Annotated in this window: 17 protein-coding genes; 10 read left to right on the top strand and 7 right to left on the bottom strand. The window is 70.7% G+C overall.

Annotated elements, in window-relative coordinates; genetic code table 11:
• Positions 1–117 precede the first annotated feature (117 nt).
• From ACZ6DL_RS09700 to ACZ6DL_RS09690, 3 genes are all read left to right on the top strand, one after another.
• Positions 118–288 (top strand): DUF2613 domain-containing protein, encoded by a 171-nt coding sequence (locus ACZ6DL_RS09700; protein ID WP_083864100.1) that lies wholly within the window; start codon positions 118–120, stop codon positions 286–288.
• Positions 269–4,669: an alpha-(1->3)-arabinofuranosyltransferase domain-containing protein gene (locus ACZ6DL_RS09695; protein ID WP_466050136.1), complete on the top strand. Its 4,401-nt coding sequence runs from the start codon at positions 269–271 to the stop codon at positions 4,667–4,669. The genes ACZ6DL_RS09700 and ACZ6DL_RS09695 overlap by 20 nt, the downstream gene beginning before the upstream one ends.
• Before the next feature lie 117 nt (positions 4,670–4,786).
• Positions 4,787–5,287 (top strand): DinB family protein, encoded by a 501-nt coding sequence (locus ACZ6DL_RS09690; RefSeq protein WP_466050135.1) that lies wholly within the window; start codon positions 4,787–4,789, stop codon positions 5,285–5,287.
• Between the two features lie 20 nt (positions 5,288–5,307).
• On the opposite strand, the gene ACZ6DL_RS09685 is transcribed toward ACZ6DL_RS09690, so the two are convergent.
• The gene (locus ACZ6DL_RS09685; protein WP_466050134.1) at positions 5,308–6,492 is read right to left on the bottom strand and encodes an acyltransferase family protein; all 1,185 of its coding nucleotides are present in this window, start codon (positions 6,490–6,492) and stop codon (positions 5,308–5,310) included.
• A 203-nt stretch (positions 6,493–6,695) separates the two neighbouring features.
• Here ACZ6DL_RS09685 and pgfA point away from each other — a divergent pair, with 203 nt between their 5' ends.
• Complete coding sequence (pgfA, locus tag ACZ6DL_RS09680) at positions 6,696–7,856, top strand: cell envelope lipid trafficking protein PgfA (RefSeq protein ID WP_466050133.1); 1,161 nt, start codon at positions 6,696–6,698, stop codon at positions 7,854–7,856.
• Between the two features lie 454 nt (positions 7,857–8,310).
• Here the strand turns inward: pgfA and ACZ6DL_RS09675 are convergent, their stop codons facing one another.
• Positions 8,311–9,552 (bottom strand): polysaccharide biosynthesis protein, encoded by a 1,242-nt coding sequence (locus ACZ6DL_RS09675; RefSeq protein ID WP_466050132.1) that lies wholly within the window; start codon positions 9,550–9,552, stop codon positions 8,311–8,313.
• Positions 9,553–10,137: 585 nt separating this feature from the next.
• Here ACZ6DL_RS09675 and ACZ6DL_RS09670 point away from each other — a divergent pair.
• A complete protein-coding gene (locus tag ACZ6DL_RS09670; RefSeq protein ID WP_466050131.1) occupies positions 10,138–12,048 on the top strand; it encodes an MmpA family trehalose lipid delivery protein in 1,911 nt (636 codons plus the stop codon).
• Positions 12,049–12,160: 112 nt separating this feature from the next.
• On the opposite strand, the gene ACZ6DL_RS09665 is transcribed toward ACZ6DL_RS09670, so the two are convergent.
• Positions 12,161–12,508 (bottom strand): MerR family transcriptional regulator, encoded by a 348-nt coding sequence (locus tag ACZ6DL_RS09665; protein ID WP_466050130.1) that lies wholly within the window; start codon positions 12,506–12,508, stop codon positions 12,161–12,163.
• A 54-nt stretch (positions 12,509–12,562) separates the two neighbouring features.
• Between ACZ6DL_RS09665 and ACZ6DL_RS09660 the strand changes: the two genes are divergently transcribed.
• Positions 12,563–13,138, top strand: a complete 576-nt coding sequence (locus ACZ6DL_RS09660; RefSeq protein WP_466050129.1) for an RBBP9/YdeN family alpha/beta hydrolase — start codon at positions 12,563–12,565, stop codon at positions 13,136–13,138.
• A gap of 40 nt (positions 13,139–13,178) precedes the next feature.
• A complete protein-coding gene (locus ACZ6DL_RS09655) occupies positions 13,179–13,634 on the top strand; it encodes a hypothetical protein (RefSeq protein ID WP_466050128.1) in 456 nt (151 codons plus the stop codon).
• 91 nt (positions 13,635–13,725) lie between these two features.
• On the opposite strand, the gene ACZ6DL_RS09650 is transcribed toward ACZ6DL_RS09655, so the two are convergent.
• The gene (locus ACZ6DL_RS09650) at positions 13,726–14,898 is read right to left on the bottom strand and encodes a glycosyltransferase family 4 protein (RefSeq protein ID WP_393232113.1); all 1,173 of its coding nucleotides are present in this window, start codon (positions 14,896–14,898) and stop codon (positions 13,726–13,728) included.
• 112 nt (positions 14,899–15,010) lie between these two features.
• Here ACZ6DL_RS09650 and ACZ6DL_RS09645 point away from each other — a divergent pair, with 112 nt between their 5' ends.
• The gene (locus tag ACZ6DL_RS09645; RefSeq protein WP_466050127.1) at positions 15,011–15,796 is read left to right on the top strand and encodes a class I SAM-dependent methyltransferase; all 786 of its coding nucleotides are present in this window, start codon (positions 15,011–15,013) and stop codon (positions 15,794–15,796) included.
• A gap of 5 nt (positions 15,797–15,801) precedes the next feature.
• On the opposite strand, the gene ACZ6DL_RS09640 is transcribed toward ACZ6DL_RS09645, so the two are convergent.
• Positions 15,802–16,104 carry a hypothetical protein gene (locus ACZ6DL_RS09640; protein WP_040871049.1) on the bottom strand — a complete coding sequence of 101 codons (303 nt, stop codon included), beginning with the start codon at positions 16,102–16,104 and terminating at the stop codon, positions 15,802–15,804.
• Between the two features lie 209 nt (positions 16,105–16,313).
• Between ACZ6DL_RS09640 and ACZ6DL_RS09635 the strand changes: the two genes are divergently transcribed.
• Positions 16,314–17,759: an aldehyde dehydrogenase gene (locus tag ACZ6DL_RS09635; protein ID WP_466050126.1), complete on the top strand. Its 1,446-nt coding sequence runs from the start codon at positions 16,314–16,316 to the stop codon at positions 17,757–17,759.
• Here the strand turns inward: ACZ6DL_RS09635 and ACZ6DL_RS09630 are convergent, their stop codons facing one another.
• Positions 17,760–17,963: a hypothetical protein gene (locus ACZ6DL_RS09630; protein WP_157172932.1), complete on the bottom strand. Its 204-nt coding sequence runs from the start codon at positions 17,961–17,963 to the stop codon at positions 17,760–17,762. It lies immediately after the preceding gene.
• Between the two features lie 343 nt (positions 17,964–18,306).
• Positions 18,307–19,257, bottom strand: a complete 951-nt coding sequence (locus ACZ6DL_RS09625; protein WP_391461430.1) for a GlxA family transcriptional regulator — start codon at positions 19,255–19,257, stop codon at positions 18,307–18,309.
• A gap of 113 nt (positions 19,258–19,370) precedes the next feature.
• Here ACZ6DL_RS09625 and ACZ6DL_RS09620 point away from each other — a divergent pair, with 113 nt between their 5' ends.
• The gene (locus ACZ6DL_RS09620; RefSeq protein WP_466050125.1) at positions 19,371–20,123 is read left to right on the top strand and encodes an HD domain-containing protein; all 753 of its coding nucleotides are present in this window, start codon (positions 19,371–19,373) and stop codon (positions 20,121–20,123) included.
• Positions 20,124–20,226 lie beyond the last annotated feature (103 nt).

The raw sequence follows: 20,226 nt of genomic DNA, 5'->3' as shown, positions 1-20,226 counted from the left end.
TACCGGGCAGGCCGACGCGTGCTCACCGGAGATTCCCCGGCCTGAACGCATACAAATACCGGACGTCCTGCTAGGTTGACCGGGAACGTGCCTGCATCGACGTATTGGAGTGCCGCGATGAAGTTTGCTGTCCCGGGTGTTGCGAGTGCTGTCGCGGGCGCCGTGCTGGGCGTGCTCAGTGTCTTCCTCATCACCCTCGCGGTGCAGCAGAACTCGCGCCCGGAAATCGACCGCAGCGGCGACAAGGACTCCTCGCTGCTGAACAACGTTGAGTACGGCAGCCGCTGACCCGCTGACCTCCGCTTCAACCGCGAATTCGTTCGGATCTTCCGCGGCGCCGGGGCAGCACAGCACCGCGCCGCTGGGCAGACGTTGGTTCGCCGCGACCGTCCTCGCGGCGTTCCTGCTGACCTTCGTGCAGGCGCCGGGGCTCACGGTCGCCGACACGAAATACGACCTGGCGCAGAATCCGCTCGGCTTTCTCGCGCGCGCCGCACATCTGTGGAGTAGCCAGGCGCCGATGGGCCAGGTGCAGAACCAGGCCTACGGATACTTCTTCCCACACGGCGCGTTCTTCTCGCTCGGCCATCTGCTGGGCGTGCCCGCCTGGGTGACGCAGCGGGTCTGGTGGGCGCTGCTGCTGCTCGCCGGCTTCTGGGGGATCGTGCGCCTGTGCGAGGCGCTCGGCATCGGGACGCGCGGGTCGCGGGTCGTCGCCGCGCTCGCGTTCGCGCTGTCGCCTCGGGTCCTGACCACCGTCGGGTCGATCTCCTCGGAGACGCTGCCGATGATGCTGGCGCCGTGGGTGCTGCTCGCACCCGCCGCCCTCGGCGTCGCCGGGCGCGCCCGGCGGCGTGGCGGAGCGGAGTCGCCCGCGGGCAGTGCGCTGGCGCTCGCCCTGATGGGCTCGGTCAACGCGGTCGCGACAGTGGCCGCCTTCCTGCCCGCGCTGCTGTGGTGGGCGGCTGCCTCGCCTGCGCTCGCCCCCGCGCGACGCGGCTCCCATCGGCCGGATCGCCGTTGGTGGCGTTTCACCGCGGCGTGGATTCCGCTGCTGGTGCTGGCCACGTTCTGGTGGGCGGTCCCGCTGCTGCTGCTGGGCAAGGTGAGTCCGCCGTTCCTGGATTACATCGAGTCCTCGGGCGTGACGACGCAGTGGGCCTCGCTGGGCGAGGTGCTGCGCGGCACCGACAGCTGGACCCCGTTCGTCTCGCCGGAACGTATCGCGGGCGCGGTATTGGTGACGCAACCTGCGGCGGTGCTCGCGACCGGGCTGGTCGCGGCGGCGGGCATGGCCGGCCTGGCCCTGCGATCCATGCCGTACCGGGGCAGGCTCGTCCTGATCCTGTGTGTCGGGCTGGTCGGCATCTGCGCCGGATTCGTCGGTGAGCTGAGCGGCCCGTTCGCCGAGTCGGTACGCGTCTTCCTCGACTCCGGGGGCGCTCCGCTGCGCAACGTGCACAAGCTGGAGCCGCTGATCCGCATCCCGCTCGTGCTGGGGTTGGCGCAGTTGCTCGCCCGGGTTCCGCTGCCCGCCTCCGTTCCTTTCCGGGTTTGGCGCGGCGCGTTCGCGCACCCGGAGCGGGACCGCGCGGTCGCGGTGGCAGCGCTGATCCTCACCGCGCTCGCCCTGTCCAGCTCACTGGCCTGGACCGGCAAGCTCGCGCCGCGCGGCGCCTACGACCGGGTCCCCGCCTATTGGCAGCAGACCGCGGACTGGCTCGCCGACAATGCCTCCGACACCCGCGCCCTGGTGGTGCCCGGCGCCCCCTTCGGCAGCCAGATCTGGGGACTCACGCGCGACGAACCGCTGCAAGCGCTGGCCCGAACGCCGTGGGCGATCCGTGACGCGGTGCCGCTGAACCCGCCCGGCACCATCCGCGCGATGGATTCGGTGCAGCGGCTCATCGCCGACGGCAGGCCCTCGGCGGGCCTGGCCGCGACCCTGAGCGCTCAGGGCATCGGCGTCGTCGTCCTGCGCAACGATCTCGACCCGGAGACCTCCCGCTCGACCCGGCCGATGCTGGCCCACCAGGCGCTCGACGAGTCGCCCGGTCTGCGCAAGGTGGCCGAGTTCGGCAACCCGATCGAATCGGTGGTGCTCGCCGACGGCTTGGTGGCCGATGGCGACCTGCGCCCGCCGTATCCGGCGGTCGAGATCTACCGGGTCGACGCACCGGCGCTGGGCACGCCCGCCGAGGTGCGCGGCGGTACCGGTGCGCCGGATGCGTTCCCCGGCGCGTATACCGTCCCGCTGGGCGATGTTCCGGTGGTCCAGGGCGGACCCGAAGTGTTCGAGCGGATGCGCCGCGACCCTGCCGCCGCCCGGACGCCCGGCTTGCTCGCCGCCGACGCGACCGGCGCCGGGTTGCCGATCGGCCCGGTGACGGTCACCGACACGCCGATGGATCGCGAGGCCGATTTCGGCCGGGTGGACAACCACAACTCGGCGTTGCGCGCCCCCGACGACGCGCGCCGCACGCACAACCTGGTGCCCGACTATCCAGTGCCCGGCACGGAACTGGTGCGCGGCGAATGGTCCGGCGCCACCATCACCGCGTCCAGTTCGGCCGCGGACGCCACGCAGCTCGGCGGCGCGGCGCCGGGAAGCTCTACCGCGGCCGTCGTCGACGGTGATCCGGCCACCGCGTGGATCAGCAACGGCATCGAACGCGCGCTGGGGCAGTGGCTGCGACTCGATCTCGACCATCCGATCCAAACCGGGCAGCTGAAACTGACCACCAGTTCGGCCGCCATCGGCGACCCGGTCAAGTGGATCGAGGTGCGCACCGCGAACGGCACCGTCTCGGTCCGGGTGCCCGAACCCGGTGCGCCGGTCTCGGTTTCGCTTCCCGCCGGCCGCACGGAGTGGCTGACGATCACCGCCATCCGCACCGAAGGCGGCTCGGGTGGTGGGCAATTCGGCATCAGCGAACTCGCGCTGGACGACTACTCGGTGCGTAACGCGCCGGTCCGCGTCGACATCAGGCATCGGACCGTGGTTCCGTCCGCTCCAGCGGGCGCGCAACTGCGCGGCTGGGATCTCGGTCAGGAATTTCCCGGCCGCAGCGCGTGTTTCGATGCGCCCGACCGGGTGCGTTGCAGCAAAGGTCTCGCTTTGGCCCCGGAGGAACCCGGCACGTTCCAGCGCACGCTGACCGTCCCGGAACCGATGTCGGTCGCCCCGGAACTGACCGTCCGCACCAGGCAGGGTCCGGCCCTGGAGGCGCTGCTCACCGACCGAGCCCGGCCGGTGGCCCGGGGCAAGGCCGACGTCGGCGACTTGCGCGGGGCCGGGTTCGCCGCGACCGACGGCGATCCGCGCACGAGCTGGACCGCGCCCGAGGCCTCGGTGCGCGAGCCGACCGGCGGCAGGCCGACGCTCACCCTCGAACTGCCCGAGCCCACGCTGGTGACCGGCCTCGAGCTGACCCCCTCGCTCGGCGGCTTGCCCGCGACGCCCACCTCGGTGACGGTGAATCTCGGGGACGGTCCGCAGGTGCGTGAACTCGAGGACGACGGCTCGGGCGCACCCATCCGAATCTCCCTGCATCCCACCGTGACCGACCGCGTCGAACTCAGCATGCGAACCTGGCGGCCGGTGCTGGACCGGACCGCGCTCGGGTTCGTGCAGACCCAGCCGCCCGGACTGGCGGAGGTGACGGTGCTGGGACCGGACTACCCTCCGGCCGCCGCACTGGACCGTGAGATCACCGTGCCGTGCGCGCTGGGGCCGACGATCGATGCGGGCGGTCGGACGCTGCGCACGTCGGTCACCGCCACCGTCGGCGAATTGCGCTCCGGCGCACCCGTTCCCGCCCGGGTGTGCACCGGCGATTCGGGCGAGCCGGAGGCCGGGACACCGAGCGAGTTCGCGCTGCCGCGGGGCCGGGCCGACGTGGCGGTCGGGCCGACCGACCTGTTCTTCGTGGATCGGCTGCGCTTGCACCGAAGCGGGACGGAACCCGCCGCGGTGGACGCGGGCAGGCGACTGCTCGTGCTGCCGCTGAGCACCAACGTCGGATGGCGGGCGACCAGCGCGGACGGGCATGTGCTCGAACCGGTGGTGGTGGACGGCTGGCAGCAAGCCTGGCTGCTGCCCGCCGAGGCCACCGGCCCGGTGACGATCGCTTTCCCGGACGACCGGTGGTATCGCCTCGGCATCTTCGGCGGCCTGCTGCTGCTCCTGCCGCTCGCGGTCCTGGCCTTCCCCCGCCGCGCGCGGCCGGGCCCCACCCGGACCGAGGCGGGCAGAGCGGAATCGGAGGTGCCCGCCGAGCGTCCGGATGCGAACGCCGATGCTAGCGGTACCTGGGGCCGACGCTGGATGGGCGCGATCGGGCTCACCGGTGCGGCTACCGTGATCGCTGGTCCGGTGGGAGCTGCCGCCACGGTGATCGCCTTGGCCGCAACCCGTTTCACGCGGTACGTCACCCCGCGTTCGCTCGTCGTCGTGGCGGGCGCGGGCACCATGCTCTCCGCCGCCGCGCTGTCCACGGGCCCGTGGCGCTCGCCGGACGGTTATATGGGCGGCTCCGTGCTGGTGCAGCTGCCCGCGCTGCTCGCGATCATCGCGGTGGGCATCGCGGCGCTGCCTCGGCCGAAGCACGCCGATCGGGCTGGTGCGAGCGGGTCGGAGGAGCCGCGTCCCCCGACGGTCGGGGACTGACGGTCCACACCGATCGACAACCGACCGCCCCTGTCAGCGCGCACGCGAGGCGTTCCGCTCGACGAGGCGCGCATTCGCCGTGCGCCGCAAGCGCACTCGTTGCTAACGTGACCCGGCGTGAACACCTGTGCCGAATGCGGTTTCGTCTACGACTTGGCTTCGGCGGCCGATGTGCCGTCGCTGGCGCGGGAGCACGCAGTGGAATACGCCGATCTGCTCGGCGCCGACAGCGGCAAGTTACGCCGGCGGGGCAAGCCGGACGTGTGGTCACCGCTGGAGTACGCCTGCCACGTGCGGGACGTACTGCTCGCCCAACGCGAGCGCGTGCTGGCCGCGCGCCGTTCGGACAACCCGCCCGCTACCGCGATGGGCCGGGACGAGCGCGTCGAGCACGACGGTTACGTCGAGCAGAACCCCGCGGACGTCGCTCGCCAGATCCGCGACGCCGCCCTGCTGTTCGCGAACGTGCTGGAGCGACTCGGCGACGACGACTGGGAGCGGACCCTGGGCTTCCCCTACCCCGAACCCGCGGATCGTTCCCTGCGCTGGCTCGCCGTGCACACCCTGCACGAGCTGCGCCACCACCTGCTGGACATGCACCGGCAACTCGACGGCTGACCCGCGCGCGGACGGTCGAGTCAGGGCGCGGGCTCGGGTTCGGGGTTGCGCCGCACCCGATCTCGGCGGCGGGCCCAGCGCCGCACCGGTTCCTCGATGAGCGCGTAACTGGCCGCGGCGACCGGAAGGGTGACGGCGATCGTGAGGGCCAGGACGTAACCGAAGTCCCCCTGGAAGGGCAGGATGCCGAAGACCGGGAACACGATCGACAGCACCGCGAGGTGCCAGATGAAGATGCCGTAGGACCAGCGGCCGAGCGTCGCGGCCACCGGCGACTCCAGCCAGCGGTTCGCGCGCGCCGCCGGGTCGCGCAGCACCAGCGGCGCGAGCAGCGCGAACCCGATGATCGCGCCGAGCCCCATCTTCACCACGTACTGCCAGGGTTCGGCCCGGTTCAGCCCGGCGGGACCGGCCAGATCGGTCGCCGCGAGCAGGAAGGCGCACGCCGCGACGGTCCACATCAGTGGCTGATTCGCCCCGACTTTCCACCACCGTGATAGCCGGACGCTATGTTCGGCGAGCTCGGCGAGGATCATGCCCGCGGCGAACCAGGGCAGATAACCGGGCAGCCAGTTGTCCGCGTGGATCGCGTCGGGCGTCGGCACCGGAATGAAGTTCCAGCTCAGGCTGAGCAGAGCGAGCGCGAGCAGCACCGGCACCCGCCGCCGTGCCGCGGGGCCGCGCAGGCGCACCAGCGCGAACGCCAGCACGGGCAGCACGAGATAGAAGGCGACCTCCACCGAGAGGCTCCACATCTGGGTGAGGCCGTCGGTGAGCGTCAGCGGCACGAATACCTGCAACAGTGCCAGGTTCGAAACCCACACCCGCAGACCCGCCGTCCCGGCGGCGCTGGGCAGCAGCACCAGAACCGCGCACACCACGACCCAGTAGGCGGGCAGGATGCGAGCGGCACGATGTCTCAGGTAGTAGCCGACCGGCGGGGCGGTGTCCAGCCCGCGCGCGGCCGCGGCGTGCGGACGCCAGAGCAGGAACCCGGACAGGGCGAAGAACACCGCCACCGCCATGTCGAACCGACCCCACACCCGGCCGACGACCGGTGTGCCCGCGGCGCCGGTCTGGAAGGCGACGTGGGTCAGCAGCACGCCGAGCGCGGCCATTCCGCGCATGCCTTCCAAGGCAGGCACGAAGGCGCGCGGGCGCACCCGTTCGGTCGCGGGCGCGGCGGTGGGCAGGGTCGCTGTCATCGGGCTCCAGTCTGCCTCGGCGAATCCACAGTTGATAACCCGGCGTTTCAGATTTCGCGCTAGACTCGGGCGATTTCTCGGCCGTTTCGGCCTCGACGCCGCATGGTACGACATCGGACTGTTAGTGTCGGGGCTCACGAGTGCCGCGGCCTGCCCGCAGTGCTCGCCGGAGCGACCTGTGTTCTACGACGAGGAGAGTTTGCATGGCACTGAGTGCCGGTACCAGAAGGACGGTGGCCTGCCTGCTCGTGGGTCTCGGCGCGTTGCTGATCGTCGCCGCAATCATGATCCCGACCTACACCGTCGACAAGCTGGCCAAAACTCCCCTCGATCTGGAGATCACCACGATCGCCACGAACCAGCCGGGTGAGGACAGCCTGGTGCTCGACTCCAAGTCACTGACCGCGCCGGAGGGCGCGGCGAAGGTCGACACCAATGTCCCGCTGGTCTCGCAGCGCTTCCTCACCGTCGAGGACCCGGCCGACGCCGAGCAGATGACCGTGCAGGCGGGCCAGACACTGCGGCGCATCGACAAGCAGGGCGACACCGGCCTGCTCACCGCGACCGTCGATCGGGTGACCATCGACCGGGTGACCGGTGAGCCGGTCGGCACCGAGCCCAACGGCTCGATCGCGGTGACCGCGAACCTCGAGGGCCAGAGCCTCGCCGAGCCGGTGCAGCACACCGGTCTGCAGTACCGGTTCCCGATCGGCACCGAGAAGAAGACCTACCCGTACTTCGATCTCAACGTCCGCAAGACCTTCGACGCCAACTTCCTCGAAGAGACCGAGATCAACGGCACCAAGGTCTACCACTTCCAGATGTCGGTGCCCGCCACCAGCCTGTGGGACGTCGTGCAGGCGCCGACCAACCGGCTGAGCCTGCCCGCCGCCAAGTGGGGCGTGGAGGGCGGCGACGCCCCGGTGACCATGACCCGCTACTACACCAACACCCGTGACCTGTGGGTGGAGCCGAAGACCGGCACGGTCGTCAAGGGCGGCGAGGCGCTGCACCTCTATTACTCGCGCACCGCGGACAAGCCGGAGGTCACCGCGCTGAAGTCGCACATCGTGTTCGACGAGAACACGATCGAGTCGCAGCTGTCGGTGGCCAAGGAGAACATCGACAAGCTGTCGCTGTACGGCCGGGTGATGCCGATCATCCTGGGCGTCCTCGGTGTGATCGCGCTGATCGCCGGTGTGGTGCTCGGCATCCGCGGCGGCTCCGCCCCGACGCCCGCGCGGGCGGGCGGCTTCCCGGGTCAGCGTCCGAGCGGCGCGGCTCCGGCCGCCCCCGCACCGCGTGCCAACCGTGGCGCCGACGACGCGCCGACGGAGCAGATTCGGATCGACAAACAGCCCTGACCGGCTGAGCGCCATCGAATTCGGCTCCCCCGCCTACCGGCTGGGGAGCCGAATTCGTTGGCGGGGTTCCTAGGGCTCGGTGCGGCCGAGCGGATAGGCGACCGGGCCGTGGCTGATACCGCAACATCGTGCCCGCGCCGGGAACACACAGGTCCACGCACCGGCCGAAACCCCGCTCGGTGGCCTCCCCCTCGAACCGCGCTCCACGGGCGGCCGGCTCGGCCGTCGTCCGGTCCAGGTCGTCGCACATCAGCGAGATCTCGTGGCACGGCGTGCCTTCGGTGGGATGTACGCCGAGTTCACTCGGGCCTGGAGCGAACAACAGCCAGCCGTCGTGGGCGTCGAGGTGCGGCCAGCGCAGGACATCGCGGAAGAACGCGCGGGCCGCGTCGGGATCGTCCGCGTAGACCAGGGTGTGCACCGCGGCGATCATGGACGATCGTAGGCGGTGGGGTCAGCCCACGGGGCGAAGCGGTTCGGGGCGCGTCGGGTGGTCTGCCGCGCGCAAAACGATGACGGCGACCACGAAGGTGGTGGTCGCGGCCACCGACACAGCTGTGATGATCAGCGCCGGAACCGAGCGGGCCAGCGACAGCATCAGGGTGACTTCGACGGCCAGCCCCAGCCAGGCGACCATCGCGAGCGAAGTGCGGTCCACGGCGATGGCCGAGAGCACCGCACCTTGCAGCACGGCCAGCAGCGCGCCGTGCAGCGCGAACACCCACAGCAAGCCCTGGATCGGGGCGTAGTCCTCGCCGGCCAGCAACGGAGCGAGCGGCGCGGCGAGCGCGGCGCCGAGCACCGCGACGAGGCCGATCCCGCTGAGCACCGCCAATGCCGCCCGGATCGCGCTCGCCGAGTACGTCGGCTGGGCCATCCGCGGGTAGAGCACGACACCGACCGCCTGCGGCAGCCAGAATGCGATCTTGGTGGCGATGGTGCCGAGTGCGTAGCGGCTGGCGTCCACGTCGTCGAGCACGATCCGCACCACGATGAGATCCGCCGACGACAGCGCCATCATCGCCGCCTGCACCTGGGCGGCCCGCAGCACCGGCAGCACGCCGGGAGCCGCGGCGACCTCACCCGGCTCCAGGGCGCGGACGCGCGCGGACGGCGCACCGGCGACGATCCTGGCCAGCAGCGCCGCCACCGCCACCCCGCAGGCCGCGCCCCACAGGGCGAGCGTCGCGCCGCCGCCGAGCGCGAGGATCACCAGCGCGGGCGCGACCCGGGCGATACCGGCGGCGCCGAGCACCGTTCCCAACGACCGAAACCGCCTGCCGCCCTGCAACATTCCCTGCTCACCGGACAACAGCACCAGCGCGGGCGCCGCACCGAGCGCCGCCGCGGTGGCGGCCACCCCCACGTTCAGCGTGACGGCGACCAGCGGCACCAGCGCCGCGGCCGCCAAGGCCACGATCACCGCGCACCGCCACTGGAGCCCGCGCAGCGCAGCCGTCCCCGCGCCGCGCACTAGTTCCCTCGCCACCACGTTCTGCAATGCCAGCGCCGGAACCGCGCACAGCAGCTGCACGGCGAGCAGACTCGCGAACTCGCTGTAGCCGGTGACTCCCAGCCACCGCCCGGCCAGCAGCTGCAACAGATATCCGGCGACGTTCGCGGTCATCGCACCCGCCGTCACCCACGTCAGATCCGCCACCACAGGAAACCGACGGACAGCAGACACGTGGCCCATCGTCCCACCCGCGCAGGCCGTTGCCCGTCCCGCCCCGCCGCAGTGCGAACGGCGCTCGCCATGGATCAGGCAGTCCGGGACGACCGGGTCGACCGGTCATGGACCGCGCCGCAGAGGACTCCGCGATCCGCCGCGCGCGCCGGACGGTCGCCGAAAACGGCGGCCCGCGACTCGCGGAGTACGGCACGAACCGGGGTGGCGAGGGATCGCCACCTCGGAGCACAAGCACAATCGCCGGACCGGGTGCCGCCGGGCCGTCGTGCAAACCGACAGCGTCGCGACAGCCTGTCATGGCGTACAAGCGGGGCGGAGACGTTCGGCGTCACCGGTACGCGAATCGACGACAGCGCGGTCGACGGTGGGGCGCTGCGCGACTCGCCTGGCCGGACGGACTCGCGATCCGCTCGCGGCGCGTCCTACCGAAGCCAGAACTGCGCGCGAACTCCGCCGAGGTGCTGCTGGACAGCGCCGACCAGCATCAATCCCCCGAGCCGGACACCGACCCGGGAGCCCCGCTGACTCGGCGACGGAAGACGGCGAGACGTACAGTGCTCAGGCGTGAATGGGAGCGGTCGAGACCGAGCGGTGGCTGCTGGATACAGCGCGGCCGGGGCGCTGCTGGTTACCGCACCCTTGCTGCGGCCGGGATACCTGCTCTTACGCGACGCGGTGAGCACCCCGCGCAGCTATCCGACCGACTCGGCGCTCGGCCTCGGCGACGCCGCGCCCCGGGCGGTGCCGCAGGATGCGCTGCTGGCCGTGCTGTCGGTGTTCGTCGACGGCGGGCTGCTGGTCAAAGCGATTCTCGTCGTCGCGCTGTGGGCCGCGGCGTACGGGGCGGCGGCGCTCGCGCGCGAACTGCTGCGCGTGTCGCTCGGCCCGCAGCTGGTGGCCGCGACGGTCGCGTTGTGGAACCCGTACGTGGCCGAGCGCCTGCTGCAAGGGCATTGGAGCCTGCTGGCCGGATACGCCGCGCTGCCGTGGACGGCGCTGGCCGGGTACCGCCTCCGATCCACGTTCACCGCGAAACGGCGCAGGCGGATTCTGTCGAACGCACCGGCACAGTCCCCGGACGGCTCGATCGCGCCGGCCGCACGGCGGGAAGACGAACGCTCCGAGAAGGCCCGTCTGCCCGTCTTCGCTGCGGCACAGCACGCGAACCGCAGAGCGGTGTCCGCCTGGGCGGCACTGGCCGGATCACTCGCCGCCGCCGGGGTCACCCCCACCGGTGCGCTGTTGGCAGGCGTAACCGCCTTCGTGCTGGTCCATCGGCGACAACTCCCCGCAGTACTCGTCCTCTGGCTCGCGGTCTCCGCGCCCTGGCTCGTCGCGACCGCGCTGTCGGGTGCGGGCGGCGAACCGTCCGATCCCGCGGGTATCGCGGCCTTCGCCGCGCGGGCCGAACCCGGCCTCGGCACGCTCGGCAGCCTGGCCGGTTTGGGCGGGATCTGGAATGCCGACGCGGTGCCCGATTCGCGCACCACACCGCTGGCCACGATCGGCACCCTGGCGCTGCTGGCGATCGTCGCGCTGGGTGCGCGCTTCGTGGCCACCGGCGGCGCCGACCCCGACAACCGTCGCGTCCGCCGCGCGTTGCTACTGCTCGCGGCGGTCGCGATCCTGCTTCCCGCGCTCGGCGCGACGGCCTGGGGCATGGCAGCACTGGAGTGGCTGGTTGCCCACGTGCCCGGTGCAGGCCTGCTACGGGACACCCAGAAGTACGCGGCGCTGGCCATGCCCGCCTACGCCCTGTGCGCGGCGGCCGGATGCGCGGTGACGGCCCGGCGCCTTGCGTCCGCGAACCGCGGCGCGGCAGCGGAGCGGCCCGCGACGACGCATCCTGCCGTAACGTCCACGGTCGCGGCGGTATTCGTCGCGCTGCTGGTGTTGCCGTTGTTCGACCTCGCCTGGGGTGTCGGTGGAGCCGTCCGTCCGGTGCACTACCCCACCGGTTGGCGGCAGGTCGCCGAACGAATCGACGGTCCCGGCGACGTCGCGGTGCTGCCGGGCGGGATGTTCCGCAAGTTCCGCTACAGCGGCGCCGCACCCGTGCTCGACCCGTCGCCGCGCATGCTGCCCAATGACGTCCTACAGACCGGCGAGCTGCCCGTGCGCGGGCGTACGGTGTCCGGCGAAGGCGCCCGCGCCGGAGAAGTGGAAACCCTCCTGCTCCACGGCGGCTCGGTCGCGGAACTGGCCCGCCTCGGAGTGGGCTGGGTCCTCGTCGAACGCACCACCCCCGGACCGCTCGGCGATTCGGCATCGACCCTCACCCGCCTGGAGCGGGTCTACGAGGACACCGACCTCGCGCTGTATCGGGTGCCCGGCGTCATCGAGCGCGGTCGATCGACAACCGCACACCGCTCGGTCGCCGCCGCGGCCCACGTGCTCTGGGTAGCGTTGCTCGTCGCGGGCCCACTCGTCGCCCTCGGCGCGCCCGCACGATCCCATACGAGACCGCGGAACCGACTCACACCCCGGGAAACGAGGTCCTGACAGGGCTGTCGGGTCGACGGCCCGCCGTTGCGTCTGCCGCAGGCTCTCCGCGGCCCGGTCGAGTGGTGATTGCTCCGGCATGGCAGGAAGGGCACATCGACACAGACCGCCGTCATGCGCTCCTGAGCGCGTCCAGCCGACGCCGCGTCGACTCCGCCGCCGCCTGCTGCGCGGCGAGTCGCGCGGCGATGCGGTCGAGTTCTTCCCGCAGAGCGGGGCACAGGTCGGCAGTGATGCCGCGCTCGCCGATACGCACGCAATCCAGGTACCGCCGGATGGCCGCGGCGTTCAACCCGGCACCGAGCATGACCTTGATCTGCGCGACCACGGCGACAGCCGACTCGTCGTAGAGCCGGTACCCGTTCGCATCGCGCCCCGGCTCCAGCAGCCCCTTCTCCTCGTAGTGCCGCAAGGCACGCGCACTCACCCCGGTGCGCTTCGCGAGTTCCCCGATCAGCACATATCCTCCTCGGCTTGACCTTCACGCCGACGTGAACCCCTACCGTCGGTCGCCGTGACCTCACGACCAACGCCCACCCGCGCCGTCGTCATCCACGGCTATCACGCCACCCCCGGCGACCACTGGTTCCCCTGGCTCGCCGACCGCATCGAAGCCGCGGGCATCCCGACCGATGTCCCCGCCCTCCCCGACCCCGGCCGACCCGATCCGCACGCCTGGCTCACCGCCACGGCGAAGGCCGTCGACACTCCCGACCAGGGCACCGCCGTGATCGCCCACAGCCTCGGCTGCCTTACCGTCCTGCGCTACCTCACGGCACTTCCGGGCGCGTGGCGGCTCGGCCACCTGGTATTGGTCTCGGGTTTCCTCGACCCGCTCCCGGCCATCCCCGAGCTGGACGCCTACGTCGAATCCGGTTGCGACGTTCGGGAAATCCCCGCTCACGTCGACCGCCTGACCATCTTCCGGTCCGACAACGACGAGTACGTCCCCACTTCGCACACCGATCGCCTGGCCGCCCTCCTCGACGTCCCCGCGCGAGTGATTCCCGGCGCGGGCCACTTCCTCGCCGACGACGGAATCACCGAACTGCCCGAGGTCGTCGACGCACTACAGGTCGCCTGGCCGTAGCGGTTGTCCACCCGGCAGTTTCGTGCTCTGCTGCCGAACCATGAGCAGATTCGCGGAAGTCGTCGTGCTGGCACTGGAAGCCCACCAGGTCATGGAACCGCTGACTCGTGACGATGCGAGCCGCGGTTGGAAAGGCCGGTTCGTGCCGATCGAAAGCCAGTGGGGCGCCTCTTTCGGCATCGGCTGGGCCACGGAGTTCGATCGCATGCGTACCCGGGCCGGGCTCCTCGCACATCTCGAGTCGCTTCCGTGGCCTTACCCGGAGAGCGTCCAGGTATTGATCCACGACGAGGAAGACGACTGTTTCGGCTTGTGGATGCTCCACGACGGGAAGTTGGTCGAGATCGAACTCCCTCGTACTCGGCGATATCGTCCACCGGCTCCACCGACCGACGAGTACCCGCCCGACCCAGGCATTCTCGTGCGGACCGACCGCGACGGGAACTCGCTTTCGCAGACTCCGGAAGACAAACGCGATCCGCGGCCGGCGTGGTGATCGGTGCGCACGGCCGACATGATCACCGACCGCGCGCTCATCGGCATGAGGACGCCGACCACCGAGGCGTCGGAGTCGGCACGGCGACGGTTCAGTCGACCGTGCGGGGCGCGAGCAACCCGCTCGTGTGCTCGCCCCTGGCGGCCGCGGCCAGCACTTCGTAGACGCCGTTCCCGGTCTGCTCCCAGGAGAATTCGCGAGCGCGGGCGCGGGCCTTCTCACCCATCACCGTGCGCGCACCGGGATCGTCCAGCAGATCACCGACGGCATCGGCCAACTGGGCGACGTCGTCGACCAGGATTCCGGTGGCGCCGTCGACGATGGAATCGGTGAGGCCGCGCGAACTCCGGTAGCCGACCGTCGGCACGCCGTGCTGGGCGGCTTCGATCACCGCGAGCCCCCACCCTTCTTTGCGGGACGGCAGCACATGCACCCATGCGCGCGCGAGGAGTTCGTGCTTGCGACGCTCGTCCACGTGCCCGTGGAAGGTGACGGCGTCGGCGATGCCGAGTTCACGGGCGTTGTCCCGCAGGTTGTCCGCCCACCAGCCGTCGCCGATCACGTCCATGCGCAGGCCGGGAACGCGGTCGCGCAGCCGGGCCACGGCCGCGAGCGCGTCCTCGATCTGCTTGTGCGGCACCAGACGAGAGAGCACCACGACAGTGGGTGCGGGAGTACGGGTTTCCGCGGCGCCGGTGGGCGCGTCGACTGGAACAGGTTCAGCTCCGTTGCGGACCACCGCGATTCGCGTGCGGTCCACACCGAGCGTGGCCAATTCCTCCGCCGACGGGAGCGAAACGGTCAGATATTGGTTGTGCCGGTGCACGCGCGGAGACAGCCGCGACTCGATCCACCAGCCGATACGGCCGACCAGCCGGCCCGCCACCGGCCACTGTTCACGGTGGCCGTGGTGTACGAGCACCACCGACGGCGCCGTGGTGACGGCGGTGGCGAAGAACGGGATGCCGTTCTGGGTGTCGATCACCGCGTCCGGCCGCAAGCCGCGCAAGGGGCCGAGACCGATCCTGCCGAGCAGCAGCGCGGCCAGCGCTCGGGGATACACCGTGTAGCGGCCGCCCGCGCGGCTGATATCGATGCCGTCGAGGCGCTCCCGCCGCGGCGCCCCCGGGTAGCGGGCAGTGCGCAGGGTGACCTTGACCCCGCGTGCGGCGAGCTGCGCGCCGACCTGCTCGAGGTACCGCTCGCTGCCGCCGCCCTGCGGGTGCCCGGTGTCACGCCAGCAGAGCAGGAGGACTTCGCGCACGGTGGAGCTTCTCTCGGTCGGTAGGTGGTGGGAACGTCGGATGTCGCGCTACACCCTAACCCGAGCACCCGCCCGAGATGCCGAGCATCGGGGTTGTGCGAGACTCGGCGCCGTGCTCGAAGCCGAAACGACGCCGACGCGCAGCGACTCGCCCCGGTTCGCCCGCCGGGCGACCCTGCGCCGGTCGCTGCGGCTGCTCGGCAGTTTCCGGTTCGAGCAGACCGATCCGGCGCTGTTCTACGGGGGTCTGGCCGCCGATACCTCGGCGATGATCGCCGATTTCTACAACGACCTCACCGGCCGGTCACTGGACGGTGCGACGATCCTCGACGTGGGTGGGGGGCCGGGCTACTTCGCCGACGAGTTCGCCCGAACGGGGGCGAGCTACATCCCGGTGGAGCCCGACCCGAGGGAGATGCACGCCGCGGGGCTCTCGGTGGCGGGCGCGGTCCGCGGATCCGGGATGGCGCTGCCGTTCCGTGACGACGCCGTCGACATCTGCTTCTCGTCGAACGTCGCCGAGCACGTCTCGAAGCCGTGGGTGATGGCCGACGAGATGGTGCGGGTGACCAGGCCGGGCGGGTTGATCGTGCTCTCCTACACGGTGTGGCACGGCCCGTTCGGCGGGCACGAGACCGGACCCTGGCACTACCTCGGTGGCGAGTACGCCGCGCGCCGGTACCGGCGCAAGCACGGGCGCGAACCCAAGAACAGGTTCGGCACCTCACTGTTCGCGGTGCGGGCCGCGGACGGATTGCGCTGGGCGGCAGGCACTCCGGCGGAGGTGCACACCGTCTTCCCGCGTTATCACCCCCGCTGGGCGTGGTGGTTGGTCCGGGTGCCGATGGTGCGTGAGTTACTTGTGAGCAATCTGGTCGTGGTGGCAACCAAAAGTTAGCCGAGCTAAGCCTCCAGCCACCCGCGGCGCCAGTGCCGCTTACCGCAGGGCGCGTGCACGGGCTCGCTCCACGGCGATTCCCGCATGGCCAGTCCGACGGTCTCGAGCGTGGTGAGGCCGACCAGATCGGCCAGCATCCCTACGGCGGCGACCGCCTCCGCGGCCTGCATAGCCGCGGTCGCCTGCTCGATCGTCAGGGTACGGCCGGGTAGGAAGGAGACCACCCACCCGCCGTGGCCGACACACTTAGCCTGATGCTCGGTTTGATCGCTGGTCATCAGCGACCGGCCGATCACTTGCACCGCCATGACTCGGACTCCCCAGTTTGCGGTAACGGTTCGGTAATGGAGCGAGCTGATATGTCGATACAGCATCCCCCGTCCAGCAACAGAACGCAATAGTGCGTTCTGCGAAAAGCGAACCGAGAGGTCGGGATTCACACTGGCCAGAGCGCTGCCGTGGCGCAAAACTGGAACAGGTTACAGACAATGGCAGAGCAAAACTGTAACGTGTTCTCATGCATTACGACAGCTTGTTCATCGGCGGCCGCTGGACCGCGCCAGCCACCGCCGAGCGCATCCAGGTCATCTCGCCGGCCACGGTCGAGCCGGTGGGCAGCGTCCCGGCGGTGAGCCGGGCCGACGTCGACGCCGCGGTCGCCGCGGCCAGGCACGCTTTCGACCACGGCCCGTGGCCCGCGACACCGCCGAAGGAGCGCGCCGAGGTGCTCACCCGCGCGGCCCGGCTGATCGAGCAGCGCTCCGCGGACCTGCTCGCCGCGCTGACCGCCGAGGTCGGCGTGCCGCAGATGATGGGGATGACGCTGAATCAGATCCCCGCGGTCGCCGCGCTGGACACCTACGCCGCCCTGGCCGAGTCCTTCCCCTGGCGGGAGACCCGGGTCGGCGGATTCGGCACCACGCGGGTCACCCGCGAGCCGCGCGGTGTCGTCGCGGCGGTCACCGCGTGGAACGTCCCGCTGTTCCTCGCGGTCAACAAGCTCGCCCCGGCCCTGCTGGCCGGTTGCACCGTGGTGCTGAAGCCCGCCCCGTTGACGCCGATCACGGCCAACATGGTCGCCGACATCTTCACCGAGGCCGGGTTGCCCGAAGGCGTGCTGTCGGTGCTGCCCGCCGAGCCCGACGCGGCCGAGTATCTCGTCTCACATCCCGGCGTGGACAAGGTGACCTTCACCGGAAGCACCGCCGTCGGCCGGAAGATCGGGGCCATCGCCACCGGTCAGCTCAAGAGCGTCTCGCTGGAACTCGGCGGCAAGTCGGCGGCGATCCTGTTGCCCGACATGGACCTCGCGGCCAATATTCCGGTGCTCGCGTTCTCCGGCCTGATGAACAGCGGTCAGGGCTGTGTCGCGCAGACCCGCATCCTCGCCCCGCGCAGCCGGTACGACGAGATCCTCGACGCGCTGGTCGACCATGTGAAGACGATGAAGGTGGGCGACCCGAACGACCCGAGCGTGCTGCTCGGCCCGCTGATCTCCGAGCGCCAGCGCGACCGGGTCGAGGGCTACATCGCCGAGGGCAAGACCGGGGGCGCGCGACTCGTGCTCGGCGGCGGCCGCCCGGAGGGGCTGGACCGGGGCTGGTTCGTCGAGCCGACGATCTTCGCCGACGTGGACAACAAGTCGACCATCGCCCAGGAGGAGATCTTCGGGCCGGTGCTGTCGGTCATCCCGTACGAGACCGAGGACGAGGCCGTCGCCATCGCCAACGACTCGGTCTACGGCCTCGCGGGCTCGGTGTGGACGACCGACATCGAGCACGGAGCCGAGATCGCGGCGCGGGTGCGCACCGGCACCTACGCGATCAACTGGTACGCCTTCGACCCGACTTCGCCGTTCGGCGGCTACAAGTCCTCCGGGCTCGGACGCGAGAACGGCCCGGAGGGTCTCGATGCGTTCTGCGAGCAGAAATCGCTGCTCATGCCACTCGGCTGGACCGGGTGATCAGTCGGGCGGCATGACCACCCGCAGCAGCGGCGCACGGTTGCCGTAACGCCCGGGTGGCGCGTCGACGACTTCGACGCTCCACCCTGGCGGCAGCACCGCCAGCAGCCGCCCTGCGGCCCGGCGCAGCGGAGTGCTCGCGGTCGCCGACTCGAATTCGGCAACCATGGGGGCAAGGGACGTCGCCGTCTCCAGATCGGCCATGCTCCAACCACCTCTCGCGTCGATCTCGACGTACGCCGCGGGCATCGCGGGTCCGATGTCGGTAGGGAAGTAGTTCAGTGGATCAGTTAACCGTTGGTAATCCGACTGTGTGATGGGGAAGGTAGAACACGCCAAGCATAAATCACGAGTACACGAAATCTCTCAACAAGATCATTACCCCGATCTACCGAGGGCTAAACCCGTTCAGCCGTGGAAAATTCGCGAATTCTCGCTCGCCACCGGCACTCTCTTGTGCGACCCCTCGGGCCACACCTCGGTCAGCGCCATCGAAAGACCTGCTCCACAATGACATTCGCGCTGATGGACAACTGTCCAGCCGCGTTCAACGGCCCAGCGATCGGCGGTACGCAGCGGGTGTGGCGCCCGTCGCCGCTCGCAGATGCACGCGCAGTGCGGTGACGCTGCCGAAACCGGCCTTGGCCGCGACCACTTCCACTGGCAAACGCGTAGTTTCCAGAAGTTCGCGGGCACGCGCGGTGCGCTGGGCGTCCAGCCATCGCCGCGGCGTGGTCCCCACTTCCGCCTTGAAGCGACGGATGAAAGTACGTTCGCTCATCAACGCGTGCGCGGCCAACGCCGAGACATCAACCGCGGCAGCAGGTTCGGCGACCGCCCAGGCCAGGGTGGCGGCGAGACCGCCATCGCGGGCGGCCGCGCCCGGCCGATCCGGAACGTACTGCGCCTGCCCGCCCTCTCGATGCGGGGCGGTCACATTCCACCTGGCCAGCTCCGCCGCCGCATGCGCGCCCAGCTCGCGGCGGACGAGGTGCAGGCACAGGTCGAAACCCGCCGACAGCCCGGCGGAGGTCAGCACGTCACCGTCATCCACGTACAGCGCCGTCGGGTCCAGTTTCACCGCCGGATACAGCTCGGCGAATTCGCCGCAGTAGGCCCAGTGCGTGGTCGCCGGTCGTCCGTCCAGTAATCCGGCCTCGGCGAGGACGAACGCCCCCACGCAAACGCTCACCATCGTCGCGCCTCGCGCCGCCGCGCTCCGCAAGGCGATCAGCGCCTCCGGCGGGGTCGGAAGCGTCGGAATCCCGATACCCGGCACGACGACGACGTCCGCCTCCTCCAGCGCCTCCAGCCCGTGCTCCACCCGCAGCTCGAAGCCATTGGGCGTCCACACCGGTCCAGGCCGCACCCCACAGGTGCGCATCTCGAACCCGGACGGCTCGCCGGTCTTCCCCGGTCCGTGCCGGAACGCCTGAACGGCGCAGGCCAGATCGAAGGCCATCACGCCGTCCAGCGCGAGGGCCACCACTCGCTTCATCACTCCCAGTTTGGCACGAATCCGAGTATCACTGTCATTTCCGCCACTCGTCGCGGATCTCGTCGCACACTTGACTCGAGTGCACACCGAGTACCGAGGAGAAGGAGGGCGAAGTGGCCGGACCGACGGGCCTCGATTGGGCATGGGCCACCCGCACCGGGGGCGCGTTGTCGACGGAGCAACGCCGCGGGTTGGCCGTCGCGACCGCCCGCACGCTGCCCGCCATGGTGCCCAACCGGGTCCGGCTCGCGCTGGGGCGGCGGGGACGCGGGAAACTGGAGTTGGCCGGGCTGCGGCTGCCGGATTCGAAGCTCGCCGTCGCGGCGGAGACCGAGGCGCGTGACGCGCTTTCTCCGCACGTACTGAACCATTCGCTGCGGACCTACTACTTCGGACGGGTCCTGGCCGACCTCGACGGCGCCGCCTATGACGACGAACTCGTCTACGTCTCCTGCCTGCTGCACGATCTGAAGCTCGAACATCCCACGCCCGGAAGGTGTTTCGCGGTAGCAGGCGGAGAGCGGGCCGCCGCCGTCGCACTCGACGCGGGCGCCACGCCGGAACGGGCCGACGCGATCGGCGCGGCCATCGCCGCCCACATCACGCCCGGCGTCGCCGATGATCTCGGAGACCCCGGCGGCTTCGTCTCCGCGGGAGCCTCGGTGGATGTGCTCGGAACACGGCTGGCCGAGCTGGACCGGGTCTGGGTCGCCGAACTGCTGCGACGTCATCCGCGGCTGGAGTTCAAGCGGCACGTCGTCGCGGCGTTCCGAGCGGAGGCGAAGGCGATGCCGACCGGCCGGATCCGCTGGCTCAACCGCGCCGGCTTCCTGGCCATGATCCGGATGTCGCCGTTCCCCGAATAGCGCCGCTGCTCGAACGATCCGGTGTCCGGGCGGCAAACCGTCTGGCGCGCAGAACAAATCGCCCGCACCATCCGACAGATGGTGCGGGCGAGGTGCTACTTTG

The organism is Nocardia sp. NPDC041819 (assembly GCF_055590505.1).
The sequence above is the reverse complement of the archived record's forward strand: the minus strand, read 5'-3'. Positions and strand labels throughout refer to the sequence as shown.

Excerpts from the sequence above, each read along its gene's own strand:
- ACZ6DL_RS09685 (WP_466050134.1), bottom strand. The coding sequence starts at position 6,492 with ATGACAGCGACCCTGCCCACCGCCGCGCCCGCGACCGAACGGGTGCGC.
- ACZ6DL_RS09625 (WP_391461430.1), bottom strand. The coding sequence starts at position 19,257 with ATGAAGCGAGTGGTGGCCCTCGCGCTGGACGGCGTGATGGCCTTCGAT.
- ACZ6DL_RS09635 (WP_466050126.1), top strand. The coding sequence starts at position 16,314 with ATGCATTACGACAGCTTGTTCATCGGCGGCCGCTGGACCGCGCCAGCC.
- ACZ6DL_RS09675 (WP_466050132.1), bottom strand. The coding sequence starts at position 9,552 with ATGGGCCACGTGTCTGCTGTCCGTCGGTTTCCTGTGGTGGCGGATCTG.
- ACZ6DL_RS09640 (WP_040871049.1), bottom strand. The coding sequence starts at position 16,104 with ATGGCGGTGCAAGTGATCGGCCGGTCGCTGATGACCAGCGATCAAACC.
- ACZ6DL_RS09630 (WP_157172932.1), bottom strand. The coding sequence starts at position 17,963 with ATGGCCGATCTGGAGACGGCGACGTCCCTTGCCCCCATGGTTGCCGAA.
- ACZ6DL_RS09655 (WP_466050128.1), top strand. The coding sequence starts at position 13,179 with ATGAGCAGATTCGCGGAAGTCGTCGTGCTGGCACTGGAAGCCCACCAG.
- ACZ6DL_RS09700 (WP_083864100.1), top strand. The coding sequence starts at position 118 with ATGAAGTTTGCTGTCCCGGGTGTTGCGAGTGCTGTCGCGGGCGCCGTG.
- pgfA (WP_466050133.1), top strand. The coding sequence starts at position 6,696 with ATGGCACTGAGTGCCGGTACCAGAAGGACGGTGGCCTGCCTGCTCGTG.